The organism is Sphingomonas sp. SORGH_AS_0879, assembly GCF_030819175.1.
GTDB lineage: Bacteria > Pseudomonadota > Alphaproteobacteria > Sphingomonadales > Sphingomonadaceae > Sphingomonas.
Window position 1 is genome coordinate 3,197,596 of record NZ_JAUTBJ010000002.1, and the last position, 20,413, is coordinate 3,218,008.

General features: G+C 66.4%; 10 protein-coding genes and 1 pseudogene. 7 read left to right on the forward strand and 4 right to left on the reverse strand.

What is annotated here, in order from left to right; genetic code table 11:
- Positions 1–28 precede the first annotated feature (28 nt).
- Both QE379_RS15270 and QE379_RS15275 read left to right on the forward strand, forming a co-directional pair.
- Entirely contained in the window at positions 29–2,380 is a 2,352-nt protein-coding gene (locus tag QE379_RS15270) for a TIM-barrel domain-containing protein (protein WP_307001803.1), read from the forward strand.
- Between the two features lie 97 nt (positions 2,381–2,477).
- Positions 2,478–3,062, forward strand: coding sequence for a hypothetical protein (locus tag QE379_RS15275; RefSeq protein ID WP_307001804.1), 585 nt, complete (start codon positions 2,478–2,480; stop codon positions 3,060–3,062).
- A gap of 258 nt (positions 3,063–3,320) precedes the next feature.
- Here the strand turns inward: QE379_RS15275 and QE379_RS15280 are convergent, their stop codons facing one another.
- Positions 3,321–6,839 carry a TonB-dependent receptor gene (locus QE379_RS15280; RefSeq protein WP_307001807.1) on the reverse strand — a complete coding sequence of 1,173 codons (3,519 nt, stop codon included), beginning with the start codon at positions 6,837–6,839 and terminating at the stop codon, positions 3,321–3,323.
- Between the two features lie 311 nt (positions 6,840–7,150).
- Between QE379_RS15280 and QE379_RS15285 the strand changes: the two genes are divergently transcribed.
- The 5 genes and pseudogenes from QE379_RS15285 (at position 7,151) to QE379_RS15305 (ending at position 15,022) form a co-directional block, all read left to right on the forward strand.
- A complete protein-coding gene (locus QE379_RS15285) occupies positions 7,151–8,662 on the forward strand; it encodes a tryptophan halogenase family protein (RefSeq protein WP_307001808.1) in 1,512 nt (503 codons plus the stop codon).
- Positions 8,659–10,134 (forward strand): tryptophan halogenase family protein, encoded by a 1,476-nt coding sequence (locus QE379_RS15290; RefSeq protein WP_307001810.1) that lies wholly within the window; start codon positions 8,659–8,661, stop codon positions 10,132–10,134. The genes QE379_RS15285 and QE379_RS15290 overlap by 4 nt, the downstream gene beginning before the upstream one ends.
- A pseudogene (locus tag QE379_RS15295) lies at positions 10,131–11,745 on the forward strand (tryptophan halogenase family protein). The gene QE379_RS15290 and the pseudogene QE379_RS15295 overlap by 4 nt, the downstream one beginning before the upstream one ends.
- Positions 11,742–13,541 (forward strand): glycoside hydrolase family 9 protein, encoded by a 1,800-nt coding sequence (locus tag QE379_RS15300; protein WP_307001812.1) that lies wholly within the window; start codon positions 11,742–11,744, stop codon positions 13,539–13,541. Before QE379_RS15295 ends, QE379_RS15300 begins: the two are co-directional and overlap by 4 nt.
- Before the next feature lie 35 nt (positions 13,542–13,576).
- Positions 13,577–15,022: a GH1 family beta-glucosidase gene (locus tag QE379_RS15305; protein ID WP_307001814.1), complete on the forward strand. Its 1,446-nt coding sequence runs from the start codon at positions 13,577–13,579 to the stop codon at positions 15,020–15,022.
- A gap of 75 nt (positions 15,023–15,097) precedes the next feature.
- Here QE379_RS15305 and QE379_RS15310 read toward each other — a convergent pair whose 3' ends face one another.
- From QE379_RS15310 to QE379_RS15320, 3 genes are all read right to left on the reverse strand, one after another.
- A complete protein-coding gene (locus tag QE379_RS15310) occupies positions 15,098–18,007 on the reverse strand; it encodes a TonB-dependent receptor (RefSeq protein ID WP_307001816.1) in 2,910 nt (969 codons plus the stop codon).
- Between the two features lie 297 nt (positions 18,008–18,304).
- Positions 18,305–19,345: a glycoside hydrolase family 43 protein gene (locus QE379_RS15315; protein WP_307001818.1), complete on the reverse strand. Its 1,041-nt coding sequence runs from the start codon at positions 19,343–19,345 to the stop codon at positions 18,305–18,307.
- The gene (locus QE379_RS15320; protein WP_307001820.1) at positions 19,342–20,358 is read right to left on the reverse strand and encodes an arabinan endo-1,5-alpha-L-arabinosidase; all 1,017 of its coding nucleotides are present in this window, start codon (positions 20,356–20,358) and stop codon (positions 19,342–19,344) included. Before QE379_RS15320 ends, QE379_RS15315 begins: the two co-directional genes overlap by 4 nt.
- Positions 20,359–20,413: the final 55 nt, after the last annotated feature.

Here is a 20,413-nt window from a genome sequence, read left to right on the forward strand (position 1 = left end):
AAATCAATTGGCTTATTGGGGGACGGATATGCGGGGCAATGCGCGCGCGATGGCGCTGGGCGGTCGATGGACTTTGGCCGCATCGGCCCTGCTGGCCAGCACCGCTCCCCTTGCGCTGTCCGCCGATCCGTTGGCGACCGTCGAGCGCAACGGCGCGCTCGTCTCGGTCGAGCCTTACGGCCCCGGCATCGTCCGCGTCACCATCGCCACCGACCGGGCCGAGGCGGAAGCCAAGCCCGGCTATGGCCTGACCGCAAAGAGCGACGCCAGCGGCTGGTCCCACCGCGCCGATACGACCGGCGACATCTTCGCCTCGCCCGGCCTGACCGTGACGGTCGCCGCCCAGCCCTGGCCCAAGCCGCCCAGTCAGATGGAACGCTATTTCGCGCCGTCCCTCCCATCCGTGTCGATCGATTTCGCGGGCGCGGACGGCAAGGCGCTGACCCGGATGACCGGGTGGGAAATGGCACCGCACACCGTGTCGGGCGAAAAGACCTTCCGCGCCGGTGCCAGCTTCGCCGACACGCTCGACACCCATTATTACGGGCTGGGCCAGTTTCAGGACGGTGTGCTCGACCTGCGTGGGCGGACCATCGACTGCCGCCACGATTACGACCGGCCGGGCGGCGAGTCGGTGTGCGTGCCCTTCATGGTGACGGACAAGGGCTATGCGATCCTGTGGGACAATCCGTCCGCCACCACCGTCTCGCCCGGCCTGATGAACGCCACCAAGTTCGCCTCCAATGTCGGCGAGCGCGTGTCCTTCTTCGTGATCTCAGGCAAGACGACGGACGAACTCTATGCCGGTTACGCCCGCCTGACCGGCGCGACACCGCTGCCGCCCAAGGCCGCGTTCGGCCTGATCCAGAGCAAGGCCCGCTACGAGACGCAAGGGCAGCTGACCGAGATCGCCGATGGCTATCGCAAGCGCGGCCTGCCGCTCGACATCATGGTGCTCGACTGGTTCTACTGGACCCGGATGGGGCAACTCGACATCGACCGCACCGCCTTTCCCGACCCGAGCGGCATGAACGCGCATTTGAAGTCGATGGGCATGCGCAGCATCATCAGCATCTGGCCGCGCTTCGAGCGGGAGAGCCGCTGGTTCGATACGCTGGCAGCCAAGGGCTGGCTGATGAAGGACAAGGACGGCCATCCGGTCGACGGCCTGCCGATCCGCTCCGACCGCGCGGGCGCGCTGATCGACAGCACCAATCCAGAGGCGCGCCAATGGTTCTGGGGCAATATCCGCGACAATATCTTTAGCCAAGGCTTCGACTATGCGTGGCTGGACGAAACCGAGCCCGATCTGGTGCCGGAGGGGCATTTCTTCTCCATCGGGTCGGGCGATCGCTATCGCAACGTCTATCCGCTGCTCCACACCTCCAGCGTCGCCGAGGGATCGGCCCGCGACCGGCCGGACATGCGCAATGTGATCCTGTGTCGCGCCGCCTATCTGGGGACGCAGGCCAATGGCTGCCTGTTCTGGTCGTCGGACGTGCAGTCCAATTGGGAGGCGCTGAGGCGTCAGGTGCCCGCTGGCCTTGGCATGACGGCCAGCGGCATCGCCTATTGGTCGAGCGACACGGGCGGCTGGCAATGGCCGAACGGGCCGGAGGCGCAAGCCCCGGTTCTGGTCGACCCGGCCGGCGCGACCGCAATGGCACCGTCCTACCGCGATTACCCGGAACTCTTCGTCCGCTGGTTCCAGTATAATGCCTTCACGCCGACGCTGCGCATCCATGGTCAGCGTCCGGGCACCGCCTTGTGGGACTATGGCACCGCCGCCGAGCCCATTTTGGCGAGCGCGCTGCGGCTGCGTTATGCGCTGATGCCCTATCTCTATGCACTGGGGCGGCAGACCAGCCAGACCGGCGCACCGTTCATGCGCGCGCTGTTCATGGACTTCCCCAATGATCCGGTCGTGAAGACGCTGGGCGATGAATATATGTTCGGGCCCGCCTTCCTGGTTGCGCCGGTGACCGAACAGGGCCAGACGGCGCGCCGCGTCTACCTGCCGTCTGGCGCGGACTGGTATGACTGGTGGACCGACAAGCGCTACACCGGCGGCCAGTGGATCGAGGCCGCCGCGCCGATCGACCATATCCCGCTGTTCGTGCGGGCGGGCTCGATCGTCCCGATGGGCGTCCAAGTGCCGAGCACCGCGACCGCGCAAAGCCTGGAGAGCATCCGCGTCTATCCGGGCCGTGACGCCACCTTCACCCTGTATGACGATGACGGCACCACCAACGCCTATCGCAAGACCGGCGGGCGTAGCGCCACGCTGCGCTGGGACGACCAGACGCGCCGCCTGACCGCGAGCGGGCGGCTGCCGACAGGGCAGGCCGCCGAGCCGCTCGTCAAGATCGTCGGCCAGTAGGACGGAAGCCCGTCAAATCCCGCTTGGCAGTCATGATGGGAGCGTTACAATCGATTCGACGGACCGGGTAATCCGGCCGAGAGGAGGGAGATGGATCATGATCGGATCGATGGCGATGCTTGTCGTGGCGGCCGCGGCGGGCCCGCAGGCCGCACCGGCGGCAGCCCCCGGCACGGCGGCGCAATCCAGCATATTCGACAAGGCGATCAACGCGCCCGGCATCGGCTGGACCCTGTACGGTCCCAACCAGAGCGCCAGGCAAGTTCCCGCCGCCGACGTGCCCGGTGGCAATGCGGTTCAGATCAAGGTGGCCAAGGCCGGAGCCAATCCCTGGGACAGCGGCGCGACCTATCCGACGATCAAGCCGATCGCGGCGGGCGATACGTTGATGGTCATGGTCTATCTCCGCGCGCCGAACGCCGCCGAGGGTTCGACGGTGACGATCCCGGTCGGCATGGGCGGATCGGAGCCGCCTTACACCCCCATCGCCAGCGAACAGGTTCAGTTGGGCTCCGCCTGGAAACGCTATTTCGTGACGGGCGTGGCGGCGCAGGGCTATGCGGCGGGCAAGGCCAATATCTCGGTGCAGCTCGCCGGCGCCAAGCAGGTGGTCGAGGTCGGTCCGGCCTTCCTGCTGGACTTGGGTCCGAATTTCGACCGGTCCAAGCTACCGCATAATTGATGCTCCGGGCGGCTGGGGCGGCGTATGGTCGCCCTGGCCAACCGCTCCCCCACACTCCGTTCGCACTGAGCGAAGTCGAAGTGCACGGGAACGCGCATGCCGAAAGCATAGGGCGTGGCCTTCGACTCCGCGCAGGCTGAACGGAAGTGGAGCTTCAGCCTGACATGAAGAAAGACCGCCCGCCTCCCCTTGGAGAAACGGGCGGTCGCAGGTCAGGCTTGCGGCCGGGACCCGAAGGCCCCGACCGGCTCGCCCGGATCAGAAGGTGCCGCGAAGCGCGAACGAGAAGCGGCGGTCGTTGACGATGTAGGAGCGCGGGGCGGTGGCGGTCGAACCACTGATATAGGCCTGCTCGGTCTTGATGACCTGATTGGCCAGGTTCACGCCCTGCACGCCGATCTTCAGATACTTGTTGATATTGATGAACGCCGAAGCGTCCAACTGCCCGCCCGCATCCTGATAGATGGAGGTGTAGGGGAAGATCACGTCCGCCGGGGTCAGCAGATATTTGGACCGCCAGTTATACGCCGCACGCAGCGAGACCGGACCCTTTTCGTAGAACAGCGCCGCGTTCACCGTGTGCTTCGACAGACCCTCGAGCGGGATGTTGCCCGGCTTGATGTTCGAGGTGTTGGCGGGCGCGCCGCCGTTCAGGAACGAGTTGGGCAGGCCCGAGCTGTCGATATAGGTGTAGCTGCCACTGGCGCCGAAGCCGCTGAGCAGACCCGGCAGGAAGTCGAAGGTCTGCTGATAGGCGGCCTCGAAGCCCTTGATCTTGCCGGTGCCCTCATAGTTGGCGGGACCACGCACCAGCACCGACTGCGTCACACCGTTGCTGGTGATCGTGCGGTTGGTCAGCGACTGGTAGAAGAAGTCCTTCACCGACTTGTAGAAGACGTCCACCGACAACTGACCCACGCGGGCGAAATACCATTCGACCGTCGCGTCGAACTGCCAAGCGGTCGCGGGCTTGAGGTAGGGATTGCCTGCCGTCGCCGTGATCTGGCCGCTATTGGTGTCGAAACCGAGTTGCAGGAAGTTGCGGATGTTCGCGAAATCCGGACGGGTCATGACCTTCGACGCCGCCAGACGCAGCACCACGTCACGACCGATGCCGAACTTCAGGTTCATGCTCGGCAACCAGTAGTGATACTGGCTACGCGCCGTGTCGGGCGCGGTGATGCCGGTCGAGAATTGCTGGATGGCGTTATATCCGGCCTGACCCAGCTGACAGATGCCGGCGGGGACCGCGACCAGCGGCACGCCGTTCTGCAACACGGGCTGACCATTCTGCGTCACCGGCTGCGGGGCGCAGCGGCTGGCGAACGGATCGGTCGTGCCGGTCTGCTGCTGGGTCGGGGCACCGATCGAACCCGCCGAGGTGACGTCGGTCAGGACATAGCGGACGCCGATATTGCCGCTCATCCGCACATCGCCGAACAGATTGCCGGGCGTGGCGAAGTTGAACTGCGCATACAGGTTCTTGTCCTGCTGCGACACGTCCTGGATTTCGGACGGCAGATAGGGCGTGCCCGGAACCACCCCGGCCCGCTGCGCCAGCGGCGAGAAGACGGTCGGCGGGTTCGCATTGGCCGCCGCAAGATCGCCCGCGGCATTGGCCTGCGCCTGGGTCTGACCGGCGGTCAGGGCCGCGGTGACGGCGCTGGCACGCGCCGCATCGCGCACGCGCTGCTGCCAGGCCTGCCCGATCGAGTTGAAGAAGGCGGTCGACTGCGCATAGCCGCCGGTCAGATCGCCATCATAATAATAGGCGCCCGACGGGCCGTTGGTGGCGCCCCGGAAGAAATTCGGGAAGGAATAGAAGCTGCTGTTCGCCGGCTGATCGGCGAAGGACACCGGATTGGCGCCGCCGCCCCACACTTCCGACAGCGCACCCCAGTTATAGGTGGTGTAGCGCACCTGCGACGACCGGTCCGCATAGCGCGCACCGAACTTGGCATGGGTCAGGAAGCTGCCATCGTCGAACTTATAGTCGACATCGGCCTTGAACGCATATTCGCGGCCCTTGCTCTCTTCGAGATGGTCCATCGCCGCGCGCCAGAACTGGACGTTCCGGTTGGCGAAATAATCCGCATCGCTCTGCTGGTTCAGGGTCGGGTTGGGCGTCGCCCAGCTCGCCTGCAACGTCGACGGCTTGTGCGGGGTCACGATCGGCAGATTGCCCGTCAGGTCCAGCTCGGAATCGGCGAAGGTCGAACCGAACACGCGCAGATCGGTGCTGGTCTTGGTAGCGCGGGTATAGTCGCCGTCCAGATTGACCGACAGGTGATCGTTGAGCTCGGTCTTCAGGTTGACGCCGAAGTCGTTGACGGTGTTCTCGTCCCGCGTCATGCCACGCGCCAGCGACTGCTGCGTGCCGCCGGTCGGAACCCAGCAGGTTGCCTGGCCGCTGCACGACGAGCGATAGCCGTTGCCCGGCGCGGTGATGTAGCCCGACTGGAACAGACCGTTCGCGTCGTAGACATAGTTTCTGGTCGTGCCGGTGGGGCACTGCGCAATCGTCGAGTTGGCGGGACCTGCGTTGTTCTGAACGCAGCCGACCGGATAGGTGTTGTATTCCGAAAGATCGGGCGCGGTCTCGAAGGTGCGCTCCGAGGTATTATTGACCGTGTGCGTGCGCAGGAATTGCGCGGTCAGGACGGTGCGCTCGTCGGTGCTCTGCCACTGACCGGCCAGCGCGATACCGTCACGCTTACGATCGAATTCCTGCGTCGCGAACTGGCCGCCGATGGGGGCGTAACGCAGCGATGCGGGGTCGAGGAAGCCGTCCGCGCCGGGCGTGCTGGCCGCACCGCACGCGAAACCCTCCGCGCCGCCGACGGGAAGCGTGGTCTGGTCGACCGTGCCGGGCAGCGGGTTGCGGCAATTCTGCGCCGTGGTCGAGTTGGCCGCCAGCGCCAGAACATTGTCGCGGGTCTGGATGTTGGTGATGCGGATGCTGTCCGCGCGGCTGCGGACGCGCGAATAGGAGATGTTGCCGAGCAGGCCGAAGCGACCGATGCCGGTATCCCAGGTGTCGCTGAGCAACAGCGAGCCGGTCGGCGACCACTTCTTCTTGAAGTCGCCGTAATTGGCCTCCGCCGTGAAGCCCGCATGGAAACCCTTGTTGTCGAAGGGCTTGCGGGTGTTCAGGTTGACTGTACCGGCCAGACCGCCCTCGATCAGTTCGGCGGTGGCGTTCTTGTACACCTCGACCGAGCCGAGCAGTTCGGCGGGGACGTCGGAGAAGTTGATCGCCTGGCCGCCGATACCGGCGGAGAAGGTGTCGCGGCCGTTGAATTCCGAGCGCACGAAGGTCAGGCCGCGCACCGCGACGCCCGAACCTTCGACCGAGAAATGGTCGGGATCGTTGGCGGCGGCGAAGCGGCTGATCGACACGCCGGGCACGCGCTGGAGCGCTTCGGTCACCGAACGGTCGGGCAGCGCGCCGATGTCGGACGCGGTGATCGCGTCGACGACGGTGTCGGAGTTGCGCTTGATCGTCTGCGCATTCGCCAGGCTCTGGCGGATGCCGGTGACGACGACTTCCTTCTCGTTGCCGACATCATCGCCCGCGGGCGGTTGCGAGCCGGGGGCCTCGACGCTGGCGCTGGTGCGCGGGGTGGACGAGCCGGCCGTGCCCTGGCCCGCGACCGCACCGGTGGGCGAGGTGGCGCTCTGGTCCGAATCGGTCGTCGTCTGCTGGTCGGCGGTCTGCGCCATGGCGGGCGTGCTGAGCACCGCGATGCACAAGGCACCCGCGGACGCACCGATCATGAGCCGATGGAAGCGATTGGCAGTGACAGTGAGAGGCGCAACGCTGCGCATATGGTCATCCCCCCCTTTTTTGCGCGCCCCTTTGGCGTCGCCCGTTAGGTCGAGATCATGCCTATCGACACGATCTTCGGACTCGTGATTGCGCTACCAGCAACATTTCGACAAGATGCTTAACTTATAAACGTCCGATCCGGTCGGAGGTGCGACATTCCTGCAACGCTTCCCTCTTGGTGGATTGCGGCGACAGGCAAGGCGCGGCATGAATTGACGAAACGGCCCGGTCTTTCACGGGTCAGGAGGGGGAGCGAAGGGTGACGCAGGAACGGGTGCGGGTCGTCATCGTGGGCGGCGGCACGGCCGGTTGGATGGCGGGCGCCGCTCTGGCGCGTCTCCTTTCGGGACAGTGCACCGTCCGACTGATCGAGTCGGAGGCGATCGGCGTCGTGGGGGTCGGCGAGGCCACCCTGCCCCATATTCGCGCCTTCAACGAACGGCTTGGCATTCCCGAGGCCGAGTTCATGGCGCGCACCCGGGCGACCTTCAAGCTGGGAATCGAGTTTCGCGACTGGGGCCGGATCGGGGACAGCTATATCCATCCGTTCGGGACGTTCGGGCGGGGCGGCGGCGCGATCGACTTCCATCATTATTGGACGCGGCTGGCACGCGAGGGGCATGAGCTGCCGCCGCTGGACGCGCTATCCTATGCCTGCACCCTCGCACGCGAAGCGCGGTTCGATCATCCGGTTCGCGATGCGGGAACGCTACCGTCGACCTTCGGCTATGCCTATCAATTCGATGCGCTGCTCTTCGCCCCCTATCTGCGCGGGCTGGCCGAGGAAGCGGGCGCGATGCGGACCGAGGGGATGGTCATCGATGTCGAGCGGGACGGCGAAACCGGCCTGGTCCGTGCGGTCGTCCTGGCGGATGGCGAGCGGGTCGAGGGCGACCTGTTCATCGACTGCTCGGGCTTTCGCTCGCTGCTGCTCGGCCAGACGCTGGAAGAGCCGTTCGAGGACTGGTCGAAATGGCTGCCGACCGACCGGGCCGTGGCGATGCCGTGCCGGACCGAGACCGCCGTCACCCCCTATACCAGCGCGATCGCGATGCCCGCCGGATGGCGCTGGCGCATCCCGCTCCAGCATCGGACCGGCAATGGCTATGTCTATGCCAGCGACTTCATCGCCGATGCCGACGCCGCCCGTGCGCTGGAGGAGGCGGTCGAGGGCGAGAAGCTGGCCGAGCCGCGCCTGCTGCGCTTCAAGGCGGGGCGGCGGCGGCGGAGCTGGGTCGGCAATTGCGTCGCGATCGGGCTGGCCAGCGGATTCCTCGAACCGCTCGAATCGACCAGCATCTATCTGGTGCAGCAGGCGATCACCGCGCTGATCGAGCTGTTCCCGGACAAGCGGGCCAGCGCCTCCGACCGCGACGAGTTCAACCGGATCATCGATCTGGAATATGACCGCATCCGCGACTTCCTGATCCTCCATTATCACGCGACGACGCGCGACGATTCCCCCTTCTGGAATTACGTCCGGACGATGGAGATACCCGACAGCCTCGGCGAAAAGCTGGACCTGTGGCGCAGGCGGGCGCGGGTCGTGAAATATCGCGAGGGCGTCTTCCTGGATGCGAGCTGGATCGCGGTCTATCTCGGCCAGGGCATCGTGCCGGAGGGATGGGACCCGCGCGCCGATGTCGCGGGCACGCCCGAACTGCTGCGGGCGGTCGGCGATCTGCGGTCCGAAATCGCCAGCGAAGTCGCCACGCGCCCCGATCATCGCGGCTTTCTGGAACGCTATTGCCCGATGGTCGACGCGGCATGACCGGCGCGGGACCCATCCGGGACGTGCTGGTCGTCGGTGGCGGCCTCACCGCGTGGTGCGCCGCCGCCGCGCTGAAGCGTCGGGCGCCGTTTCTCGACGTGACCCTGCTGGCGACACCGCCTGCGAGGGACGCGCTGGCGGATCGGATCGCCTGTACCCTGCCCTCCCTACCGGGGTTTCAGGCCGATTTGGGCATCGGTGTGGATGACGGCGTCACGCGGACGGGAGCGGGCTATCGGCTGGGCACGCGTTTCATCGGATGGGCGGAGGGGCTGCCCGATTATGTCCATGCCTATGGCCCCTATGGCCATGCCATCGGTCCGGCGGCGTTCCATCTCCATTGGGTTCGCGCGGCGCGTGACGGCGTGGCGCGCCCCTTCGACAGCTATTCCCCCGCCGCCCGGATCGCACGCGAAGGGCGTTTCGTACCGCCCGCGCCGGGGAGCATCTTCGGCGCGCATGATTTCGGCCTGACCCTCGATCTGACCCGCCACATGGCGATGATACGCGCCTTTGCCCTGCATATCGGGGTGCGGGAGATGGCGGGCACGGTTGCCGAGGTTCGTGTGGACGCGCGGGGGCATATCGCCGCCCTCACGACGGAACAGGATCGGACGCTGAGCGCAGACCTGTTCCTCGATGCCAGCGGTCCGGCGGCGACGCTGCGCAGCGCGATCGATGACGATCGACAGGACTGGAGCGAATGGCTCCCCTGCGACCGCGTCCTGCTCGGCACGCGGGTTTCGGGCGAAGGCGCGCCGGTCCTGACCGACGTGACCGCCCATGCGGCAGGCTGGTGCTGGTCGAGCGGCGAGCAGGTCGGGCTGGCCTATGCGAGCCAGCATCTCTCCGATGCCGACGCCGCCGCGATGCTGTCGCGCGACGGGGCGGTGGTCGATGCGCCCATCGCCATCCGCGCGGGCACGCGCCTCCAGCCCTGGCGGGGCAATTGCATCGCGGTCGGCGACGCCGCCACGCAGGTCGAGCCACTGGAATGGTGCAACCTGCATCTGGCGCTGAGCGCGATCGACCGGCTGATCGCGATGCTGCCCGACCGCGCCATGGCCCCGGTCGAGGCCGCCGACTTCAACCGCCAGACGCTGGCCGAGGCGGACCGGGTCCGCGACTTCCTGGCCGCGCACTACCGCACCGCCCGCCGTCCCGAGCCGATGTGGCAGGCGGTCGCCCGCGCCGAACCGCCCGCCTGCCTCGCCCACACCCTGTCCCAATTCGCCGAGCGCGGTCGCCTGCCCTTTTACGAGGAGGAGACCTTCGCCCGCGATGGCTGGGCCGCGATGCTGCTGGGTCAAGGGTTCCTGCCGCGCCGGGTCGATCCGCTGGTGCATGGCGTTCCTCCGCACGAGGTGCAGGCGGTCATGACCCGCCTGTCCGACGCCATCGCCGCCGCCCTTCCCCAGAGTCCCGCCCATGCCGAATGGCGCGCGGGCCAGATGAGACGCCTCGCCCGATGAACATGCCACCCCCCCATGACCATAGCATTCGCCGCGTCGTCATCGTCGGCGGCGGCACCGCCGGCTGGATGGCCGCCGCCGCCTTCGCCCGGTTGCTGAACAACGGCTATACACAGGTGACCTTGGTCGAATCCGAGGAGATCGGGACGGTCGGCGTCGGCGAGGCGACGATCCCGCCGATCATCACCTTCAACCAGATGCTGGGCCTGGACGAGAACGACTTTCTCGCCGCGACCGGCGGCACGTTCAAGCTCGGGATCGAGTTCGTCGACTGGGGCGACAGGGGCGAGCGCTATTTCCACCCCTTCGGCCGGTTCGGCCAGGATTTGCAGGGGGTGCATTTCCATCAGCTCTGGCTGCGCGAGCGGAGCCGCCGCGCGATCCCGGGTATCGCCGACTGGTCGATGAGCGCGGTGGCCGCGCGGGCGGGGCGTTTCGGGCGGGCCAAGGCCGATGCGCGCTCGCCGATCCGCGAGTTGTTCTACGCCTTTCATTTCGACGCCTCGCTCTATGCCCGCTACCTGCGCGGCTATGCGGAGCGTGGCGGCGTCACTCGGATCGAGGGGCGGATCGACGCGGTGAACCTGCGGCCCGAGGACGGCTATGTCGAGGCGGTGACGCTGGCCGATGGACGACGAATCGAGGGCGACCTGTTCATCGACTGCTCGGGCTTTCGCGGGCTGCTGATCGAAGAGGCGCTGGAGACGGGCTATGAAAGCTATGCGCATTGGCTGCCCTGCGATCGGGCGGTCGCGGCGCCGTGCGCCCTGCCCGATCCGCGCGAACCCGATCCCTTCACCCGCGCCACCGCGCGCGACGCAGGGTGGCAATGGCGTATCCCGCTCCAGCATCGGATGGGCAACGGCTTGGTCTATTGCAGCGAATTCCTGGACGATGAGACCGCGCGCGCGCAACTGGTCGACAGCCTGGAGGGCGAGTTGCTGGGCGATCCGCGCCAGTTGCGCTTCACGGCGGGGCGGCGGCGGCAAAGCTGGAACCGCAATGTCGTGGCGCTGGGCCTGTCGAGCGGTTTCCTGGAGCCACTCGAGTCGACCAGCATCCATCTGGTGCAGGCGGCGATCCAGCGGCTGGTCGCCCTGTTCCCCGACATGCGCTTCGATTCCGGCGAGCGCGACGAGTTCAACCGCCAGATGCACGATCTGTACGAGGATGTGCGCGACTTCATCATCCTCCACTATAAGGCGACGCGGCGCGCCGACACGCCGTTCTGGAACCGGGTGCGCACCATGGACGTGCCCGACAGCCTGTCGCGCAAGATGGCGCTGTGGGCCGGGCAAGGGGCGGCTGTTCCGCGAAGGCTATGACCTGTTCGCCAATCCGAGCTGGGTCGCGGTCTGCCTGGGCCAGGGACTGGTCCCGCAAAGCTGGGAGCCCGCCGTCGATGCGCTGGACGAAAATCTGGTGGCGCAGGCGCTGGAGCAGATGCGCGGAGGCTATGCCGATGTGGCGGCGCGTCTGCCCAGCCATGGCGACTTTCTGCGGATGACCGCGCCGTCGCCGCTGGCTCCCGGACTGACGGCGAGCGGTGTGGCGGATGGCGGTTTCGATTTCGCCCGAACCACGCCCGGCGCGGGAGGCCCATTGTTATGAAGAGGATCGTTCTTCCCCTGCTCGCGCTTGCCGGGATCGGTGCGAGCGATGCGCCGGGTCCGCATCTCAACCAGATCGGCTTCCGCCCCGACACCGCCAAGCGCGCGATCATCGCGGCCAGCGGTTCGACCCCGCTTTCCTGGCAGTTGCTGGACGAGGCGGGCCGCGTCGTCGCGGAAGGGCGCACCACCTATTTCGGCCCGGATGCGGCCTCGGGGGACAAGGTCCACCGGATCGATTTCGCGAGCTATACCAAAGCCGGCATCTATCGCCTGCGGGTCGATGGTCGGGTCAGCCACCCCTTTGCAATTGACGCGGGCGTCTATCGGCCGCTCGCCCGCGCATCGCTGAACTTCTTCTACCAGCAGCGCGCCGGGGTTCCGATCGACGCGCGTTTCGCGGGAGGCTCGCAATGGACGCGCGCCGCGGGGCATGTGAAGGAGGTCGTGACCTGCTTCAAGGGTCCCGACCTTGCCGGCACCAACTGGCCAGGGTGCCCCTATACGCTCGACGTCACCGGCGGCTGGTATGATGCGGGCGACCAGGGCAAATATGTCGTCAATGGGGGCATCGCCCTGTGGATGCTGCAAAATCTCTATGAGGCCGATGCGGGCTCGCCCCCCTTCCCCGATGGCAGCGCGGCCCTGCCCGAGGCGGGGAACGGGATAGACGACCTGCTGGACGAGACGCGGTGGGAGATGCGTTTCCTGCTGGCGATGCAGGTTCCCGACGGGCAGAAACTGGCGCTGCCGGTCGGGCGGCAGGGGCGCGGACCTTACACGCTGACCGATATCGATGCCGGGGGCATGGCGCATCACAAGATCGCCGACCGCAACTGGACCAAGCTGCCCACCGCGCCCGCCGACGACCGCGAAGAACGGCTGCTCTATCCGCCCAGCACGGCGGCGACGTTGAACCTCGCCGCCACCGCCGCGCAATGCGCGCGCATCTGGCGCGGCGTGGACAATGACTTCGCCAAACGCTGCCTGGTCGCGGCGGGCAAGGCCTATCAGGCGGCGCTGCACAATCCGGCCGTCTATGCCGCGCAGGCCTTCAATGGCAGCGGCGGCTATGGCGACAACGACCTGACCGACGAGCTTTATTGGGCGACCGCCGAACTCTACGCGACCACCGGCATGCCCGAACTGGCCGAGGCGCTACACCGCAACCCGCTTCACAGCGCCGCCCTGACGGCGGAGCCGAGCTGGGGCGGGACCGCCGCACTGGGCACGATCACCCTCGCCACCGCGACCGGCGTGCCGCCATCCGAGCGGGCGGCGGCGCGCGCCAAGCTGATCGCGCTGGCCGACCGGTTCCTGGAGGAGGAGATCCGGTCGGGCTATCATATTCCCTATGCCTCGACCGCCTATCAATGGGGGTCGAACAGCGGGTTGCTGGGACGGGCCGTGATCCTGGCCTTGGCGGCCCGCTTCACCGGCGAGCGGCGCTACCGCGACGCGGAAGTCGATGCGATGGACTATGTGCTGGGCCGCAACCCGCTCGACCAAAGCTATGTCAGCGGCTTCGGGTGGAAGCCGATGCGGAACCCGCATCACCGCTTCTGGGCGCATCAGTTCGATGCGAAGACGCCCGGCCCGCCCCCCGGCGTGCTGAGCGGCGGCGCCAACAGCACCAGCTTTCCCGAACCCGCCTCCGCGCCGATGAAGGGACATTGCGTGGGCCAGCGCTGCTGGATCGATGACGCGCGCGCCTATGCCCATAACGAGGTCGCGATCAACTGGAACGCGCCGCTGGTCTGGGTCGCGAGCGATCTGGCGATGCCGCCCAGACCATGACTTTTTCTCGATATTTTCGGAGGGGACCACAATCCATGGATCGTCGTAATTTCATGAAGTCCGGCATGGCGATGGGCGGTGCCGCGCTCGCCACCGGCGGCGGCACGCTGGCCGCCACCCGCGCGGCCGCCGCGACCGCATCGGACCTGAGCTTTCCCAAGGACTTCCTGTGGGGTTGCGCCACCGCCTCCTACCAGATCGAGGGCGCGGTGAAGGAGGACGGGCGCGGCCTGACCAACTGGGACGTGTTCTCGCACACGCCGGGCAGAATCGCGAACGACGACAATGGCGACGTCGCCTGCGACAGCTATCACCGGTATAACGAGGACATCGCGCTGCTGAAGAATCTCGGCGTGAAGGCCTATCGCATGTCGATCGCCTGGTCGCGCATCTTCCCCGAGGGTCGCGGCAAGTTCAACCAGAAGGGCCTCGACTATTATAGCCGCGTGATCGACGCGCTGCTGGCGGCGGGCATCCAGCCCAACGTCACCATGTTCCACTGGGACCTGCCGCAGGCGCTGCCCGGCGGCTGGCAGAATCGCGACACGGCCAAGGCGTTTGCCGACTATGCGGGCTTCATGGCGGGCAAGCTGTCCGACCGCGTCCACCGCTTCATGACGGTCAACGAACTGCGCTGCTTCACCGATCTCGGCCACATGGTTGGCATCCATGCGCCGGGCCTGAAGCTGCCCCAGGGCCAGGTGAACCAGGTCCGCCACCATGGCTGTCTGGCGCACGGCCTGGGCGTCCAGGCGATCCGCGCCAATGCCAAGGCGGGCACGGAGGTCGGCATTGCCGACAATGCCAGCATCTTCGTCCCCGTCATCGAGACGCCGGAGCATATCGAGGCGACCAAGAAGGCGATGCGCGAAGAGAACGCGATGTTCCTGACCGCCGTGATGGAGGGCAAATATACCGACGCCTATCTGAAGAGCGCCGGGGCCGATGCGCCCAAGGTGCAGGCGGGCGACATGGCCGCGATCGCCAGCCCGCTCGATTTCGTGGCGCTGAACATCTACACGCCGACCTTCGTCAAGGCGAACCCGGAGGATCCGCGCGGCTATACCCCGTTGCCGCATCTGCCCAACTCGCCGCGCATGGCCTCGCCCTGGCTCTATGTCGGTCCCGAGGCCGCCTATTGGGGCGTGCGCGCGGTCAGCGAGATGTGGAACCCGAAAGCGATCTACATCTCGGAGAACGGCACCTCCGCCGACGACAAGCTGAACGACAAGGGCCTGGTCGATGACGGCGACCGGATCATGTATCTGCGTAACTATCTGGGCCAGTTCCGCCGTGCGGCGGCCGAAGGCTATCCGCTCAAGGGCTATTTCCTCTGGAGCCTGATGGACAATTTCGAATGGGCCGACGGCTATGGCCTGCGCTTCGGCCTGCACCATGTCGACTATGCCACGCAGAAGCGGACGCCCAAGCTGAGCGCGCAATGGTATAAGGAACTGATCCGCCGCAACGCGCTGGTCTGATCCCGTGCCCTGACGAATGAAAAACCCCGCCGGTCGCAGGACCGGCGGGGTTTTTCGTAGCTGGAAAGGGCATGGTCAGAAGCGGAAGCGCACGCCCAGGCCGTAGTAACGCCCCTCGTCGCGCACATCGCGCGGGTAGGACAGGCCGTTGCCATAGCTGCGATAATTGTTGAACGGCTTGGCCAGCAGATTGGCGGCGTCGAAGGCGATGGTGATCTCCTTCGTCAGGTTATAGTTGAAGCCGAAGTCGAGCCGCTGGATGCGGGTCGTGCCCTCGCCATTGTAGAAGCCGTCGCCGTTGATGAAGTTGCCGTTCAGGAACGCATCGCGATTGTTGAACGACAGGCGGGTCGACACATCACCCTTCTCATAGAAAAGCGCGACATTGTACGTCCACTTCGACAGCCCGGTGATCGGCACGAAGGGCGGCTCGGTCGTACCGCCGGTCGCGGCGAACAGATTGGCCGGATAACGCTGCTTGCCTTCCAGATAGGTCACGTTCGCCTGCACGCCGAAGCCGCTCCACAGGCCCGGCAGGAAGTCGAAGAAGGTCTGGCCGCCGACTTCTACGCCCTTGATCCGCCCCTTGCCCGCATTTTCCGGCCGGTTGATTTCGATCAGGCCGTAGAAGGGATCGATGGTGCGGTTGACATAATTGCTGATGAAGCCGTCGAGATCGCGGTAGAACACGGCGGCGGTCAGCGACGCGGTCGGCGAGAAATAATATTCGACCGTCGCGTCATAGTTGCTCGAGGTCAGCGGACGCAGGTCCGGATTGCCGCCGCTGCCATAGGCGTTGGGACGCGTGTTCAGGCCCGCCGGGAAGCGCGGGTCGAGCGGCTGGTTCGGGATGACCGCCTGGGTATTCTGCTCGATGTTCAGCGCCGGGTTCAGCTGGCCGAATTCGGGCTTGGTCCGCGTCTTGGTGAAGCCGAAGCGGATCTGCAGCTTGTCGTCGGGCCGGATGCGCAGCGAGACGTTGGGCAGGATGTCGACATAATTGGCGCGGGTGGTGCGCACCTCGCTGCGACGCACGCCGTCGAACAGCACCGTCGAGATACCGCTATACTCGCCCACCGTGTTGACCACGCGGGTACCGAGCATACCGTCGAACCGGACCGAGCCGATGTTGAACTCGTACTTGGCCTGCCCGTAAAAGGCATAGGTCTGTTCGGTTGCGTAGAAGGCCGCCAGCGGGTCGAGCTGGACCGTGGGCGAGGCGAAACGGTTCAGCGCGTCGCGATACCCCTGGTCGGCCGGATTGCCCGCCACCAGCCGCTGGAGCGCATCGAAGGCGTATTGGCGAAGCTGCGGCGCATTGCCCGCGATACCGTCGCGCGACGGCATCAGCCAGCTGGTGAAGCCCTGATTGCCGCGGAACGCATTCTGGGTCAGCCCCAGCTGGCCCGCCGGAACATCGGCCAGCGGGATCGCGAGCGGCTCGGTATAGGCATAGCGGTTGCCGCGCTTCAGCGACGCATCGCGATCGGTCCAGCGGACGCCCATCTGCAGCCTGGGGAACAGCGACAGGTCGGTCTCCAGATCGACGTCGGTGCGCCACTGCCACCCCTTACCCTGCACGCGGTAGGTCGCTTCGTAATAACCGCGCCAGATGTAATTGGCGGGGTTGGTATTGTCGAAGCCGGGCAGATCGAACGACACGCCGTTGTCGACGAAGAAATTGACGTTGGCGACCGGCGCCCTGGAAAAGGCCGTGTCGAAGCTCCACTCGTCCGAGCCATATTCCGAATTGGTATAGGCCAGATCGGTCGACAGATGCGCACGACCCACGTCCCATTTGGCGCCGCCCGCCGCCTGATAGGTGTTGGTATAGCCCTTGGCGGTGCTGCGATACGCCTCGGGGCGATAGCCGCCGGTCTTGGTCAGGCTCTGGACCTGAAGCGGCTGGCCGGGACGAAGCACGACGTCGCTCAGCGTCGGGTTGTTGTCGAGCAGCGGAACGCGGAACCAGTCGTTCGCGATCTCCCCGCGATAACCCTGGTAGAGGAAGTCGTAGTAAAGCTCGAGATTGTGCGCCGGGCGCCATTGGACGCTGGCGTTGACCGCCGGGCGCCAGCGCTTGCCGCTGTCGTTATAGACGCCGACCGCGGTCGGGATCTGGAAATTGCGACCGACCGAAGTCGGCAGCACCGTCGTCCCCGCCGTCGGCGAGTTGGTGTTACCCTCGCCCCAGCGCACCGCATTGCGATACTGCGCCTGGGTATAGGAGGCGTTGAGGAGCCAGCCGATCTCGCCGATCGCGGTGTCGGCGCGCTGGCTGATCAGCAGGTTGCCCAGCGGGTCGAACTTCTTCGACTGGTCGTTATAGGTGCCGCGAATGCCGCCCGCGATGGTGAAGCCCTTCTCGAAGTCGAAGGGGCGACGCGACCGCACGTTGATGAGGCCCGCCAGGCCCGGCTCCAGCAGGTCGGCGGTCCCGGACTTGTAGACCTCCAGGCCCGCCAGCGCGCCCGCCGGGAAATCCTGGAGCGCGACGCGGCGCCCCTCGGCGGTGAAGATGTCGCGCCCGTTGAAGGTCGTCGTCACGTCGGGCAGGCCACGGACCAGCACCTGGTTCACTTCATCGCTATAGCGGCTGACCTGAATGCCGGTGACCCGCGCCAGCGATTCCGCCGCCGTATTGTCGGGCAACTTGCCGATATCCTGGGCGACGATCGCGTCCAGGATCGCGTCGGAATTGCGCTTGATCGCCTGCGCCGAGCCAAGGCTGGCGCGGTAGCCGGTGACGACGATGTCGCGCGGGTCGACCGCTTGCTCGTCCAGTCCCGTGGTCGAGGCCTGGACCGGGCTGCGATCCGGAACCTCTTGAACATCCTGCTGGATTCCGACCTGTGTCTGCGCTTCGATCGGTGCGTTGGGATCGGCGGTCTGCGCCTTCTGGCCGGGCGCGGCGGTCTGCGCCATGGCGGGTGCGGCCAACAGCGCCCATGGCGCAACCGACAGCAGCAGGACGTGATGCTTCATCGAATCTCCCCTCATACGGTCCGAACTTTCGGTACCGGTCGAAGCGATTTGTCTGACTATCGGACGCTCCGGTCAAGCTGGAGATGATGAAATAATGATAGACAATTCAGGTCGTGGATTTTGAGCAACACCAAGGCTTCGCCAGGTGCCGCCATGTTAGCGCAAACATCGGCAAAATAACGTTTCTTGTCCGTCTTCTAGGCCGCCTGGTGCATAGAATTTGCGACGCTATCTCTTGTCGGTCTTATAAATCGCGCGCAAACAGGATGCGGGGGCCGGAGCCCCCACATCCTTGCCTCAGATCAAGACGGGACCGTTCGCGACCGGTCGTCCGAAATCGGGGGTGCCGTCGGCGCGATAGCCGAATCGCTGGACCCGCGTGTCGCGATTGGGGTCGTAGAGCGGATCGCCGGTGATCGCCTCGTAATCCCGGGCATGATAGACCAGCACGTCCTTGCCCGCCCGATCGACGGTGAAGCTGTTATGGCCGGGGCCATAGATGCGCCGCGCGGCATCGGTACGGAAGACCGGCTCGGGCGATTTGGTCCAGGCGGCGGGATCCATCAGATCGGCGTCGTCGCGCGCGGTCAGCATCCCCATGCAATAGCGCGCATCGGTCGCGCTGGCCGAATAGGTCATGAAGATGCGGCCGTTGCGGATCAGCGGTGCGGGCCCCTCCGCGACCTTGAACCCCTGTACCTCCCATGGCAGCGTCGGCACGGTCAGCCGCGCGGGCCACGCCGCCAGCGTGGTCGGAGTGGCCAGCGGTGCCAGATACAGGTTGGAGTTGGTGTCGATCCCCGGCTCCTTCTGCGCCCAGGCCAGATAGCGGGTGCCGCGATGGACGAAGGTCGTGGAATCGAGCGTGAACGTGTCCCACGGCGTTTCCAACTGCCCGAGCAAAGACCATTTCCCCGTCACCGGATCGGGGCCGTCGCATTGCAGGACATAGGTGCGGATGTGGAAGACGTCGCCGCCATCCCCCGCCGCGACATAGACATACCAGCGGCCATCGATCTGATGGATTTCGGGGGCCCAGATATGCCCCGCCATCCTGCCCGATGCGGGCCGCCGCCACAGCACCGTCTCCGGCGCGGTCGCCAGGCCGCCGATGGTCTTGGCCCGCCGCAGCACCACCCGGTCATATTCGGGAACCGAGGCCATGAATGTATAGAGGCCGTCCGCCTGAAGCGCGATCTGCGCATCGGCACGCTGCCGGATCAGCGGGTTCGTCACCCGCTCCATGCCAGGGGCCGTCGCCCGACCCAGGGCCGGAACGGCGGCCAGCGCCGCGCCGCCCGCCACCAGTGCGCGGCGGGTCAATTCGAACTCGGTCATGGCGTCTCCTTTTCAACCACGGGCCAACCGCCCGCATCCCAGCGCAGCCGGGCGATCCGCAGCGTCGGGGCCCCCTTGGCCTCGGCATCATAGGCATGATGGATGAGGTAATCGCGCCGGTCGCGATCGTGCAGCACGCCCGCATGGCCGGGCCCGCGAAACCGGTCGCGCCCTTCGGCATCGGCCCGCAACAACACGGTCCCGCCGCCCTCGCGCAACGCTCGCCCCCTCCGGTCGATATACGGCCCCTCGATCAATCGCGACCGACCGACGCGCAGATGATAGCTGCTCTTCGTTCCCCGACAGCACAGGTCGAACGAGACGATCAGCCAGTACCAGCCGCCATGATCGATGATGAAGGGCGCCTCGATCGCGTTGCCGCCGCCATCGCCCTCCCCCGCCGCGCGCGCGGCGATCGTCACTGGGCGGGCGTCGGGTGCGGGCTTGCCGGTGCGCGGGTCGAGCCGGATCAACTGTACCCCGCCCCAGAAGCTGCCGAATGCCAGCCACTCGCCGCCCCGCCGATCGCGCGCGAAGGCCGGGTCGATCGCGTTGTAACCGTCGCCCTCGCGCGAGGCGATCACCAGCCCCTCGTCACGCCAGCCATAGTCTGGGCGCGCCGGATCGAGCGTGGTCGCCGTCGCCAGACCGATGACCGAGCGTTGCTTGCCGAAGGTCGAGACCGAGTAATAGAGCCGATAGCGCCCCCCGACCCGCGCTATGTCGGGGGCCCACATCTCCCGCGCGCCCGGCACCGCCGCAAGCGCCCAGCCGGGGATGGCGGGCAGCGGCGAGGCCAGCGGCGTCCAGGATCGCAGATCGCGCGACATGCGCGCCACCAGCGGGCCCCTCCCGCGCTGTCCGGTCGAGTAGGAGTAATAGACATCGCCTTCGCGGATCAGGACGGGGTCGTGCGCGGGCACGATATCGCCAGACAATGGCCAACCTATCGCGGCAGAGTGCAGCGCCTGTCCGCTCACCACCAGCGCGCCGGTCAGAAGCATCACGCGCATGGCGCGCAAGCTTCTTGATCGGCCCAAATGGCGCATGATCGGCAATCTCCCCTGT

Excerpts from the sequence above, each read along its gene's own strand:
- QE379_RS15270 (WP_307001803.1), top strand. The coding sequence starts at position 29 with ATGCGGGGCAATGCGCGCGCGATGGCGCTGGGCGGTCGATGGACTTTG.
- QE379_RS15275 (WP_307001804.1), top strand. The coding sequence starts at position 2,478 with ATGATCGGATCGATGGCGATGCTTGTCGTGGCGGCCGCGGCGGGCCCG.
- QE379_RS15280 (WP_307001807.1), bottom strand. The coding sequence starts at position 6,839 with ATGATCGGTGCGTCCGCGGGTGCCTTGTGCATCGCGGTGCTCAGCACG.
- QE379_RS15290 (WP_307001810.1), top strand. The coding sequence starts at position 8,659 with ATGACCGGCGCGGGACCCATCCGGGACGTGCTGGTCGTCGGTGGCGGC.
- QE379_RS15300 (WP_307001812.1), top strand. The coding sequence starts at position 11,742 with ATGAAGAGGATCGTTCTTCCCCTGCTCGCGCTTGCCGGGATCGGTGCG.
- QE379_RS15305 (WP_307001814.1), top strand. The coding sequence starts at position 13,577 with ATGGATCGTCGTAATTTCATGAAGTCCGGCATGGCGATGGGCGGTGCC.
- QE379_RS15310 (WP_307001816.1), bottom strand. The coding sequence starts at position 18,007 with ATGAAGCATCACGTCCTGCTGCTGTCGGTTGCGCCATGGGCGCTGTTG.
- QE379_RS15315 (WP_307001818.1), bottom strand. The coding sequence starts at position 19,345 with ATGACCGAGTTCGAATTGACCCGCCGCGCACTGGTGGCGGGCGGCGCG.
- QE379_RS15320 (WP_307001820.1), bottom strand. The coding sequence starts at position 20,358 with ATGCGCGTGATGCTTCTGACCGGCGCGCTGGTGGTGAGCGGACAGGCG.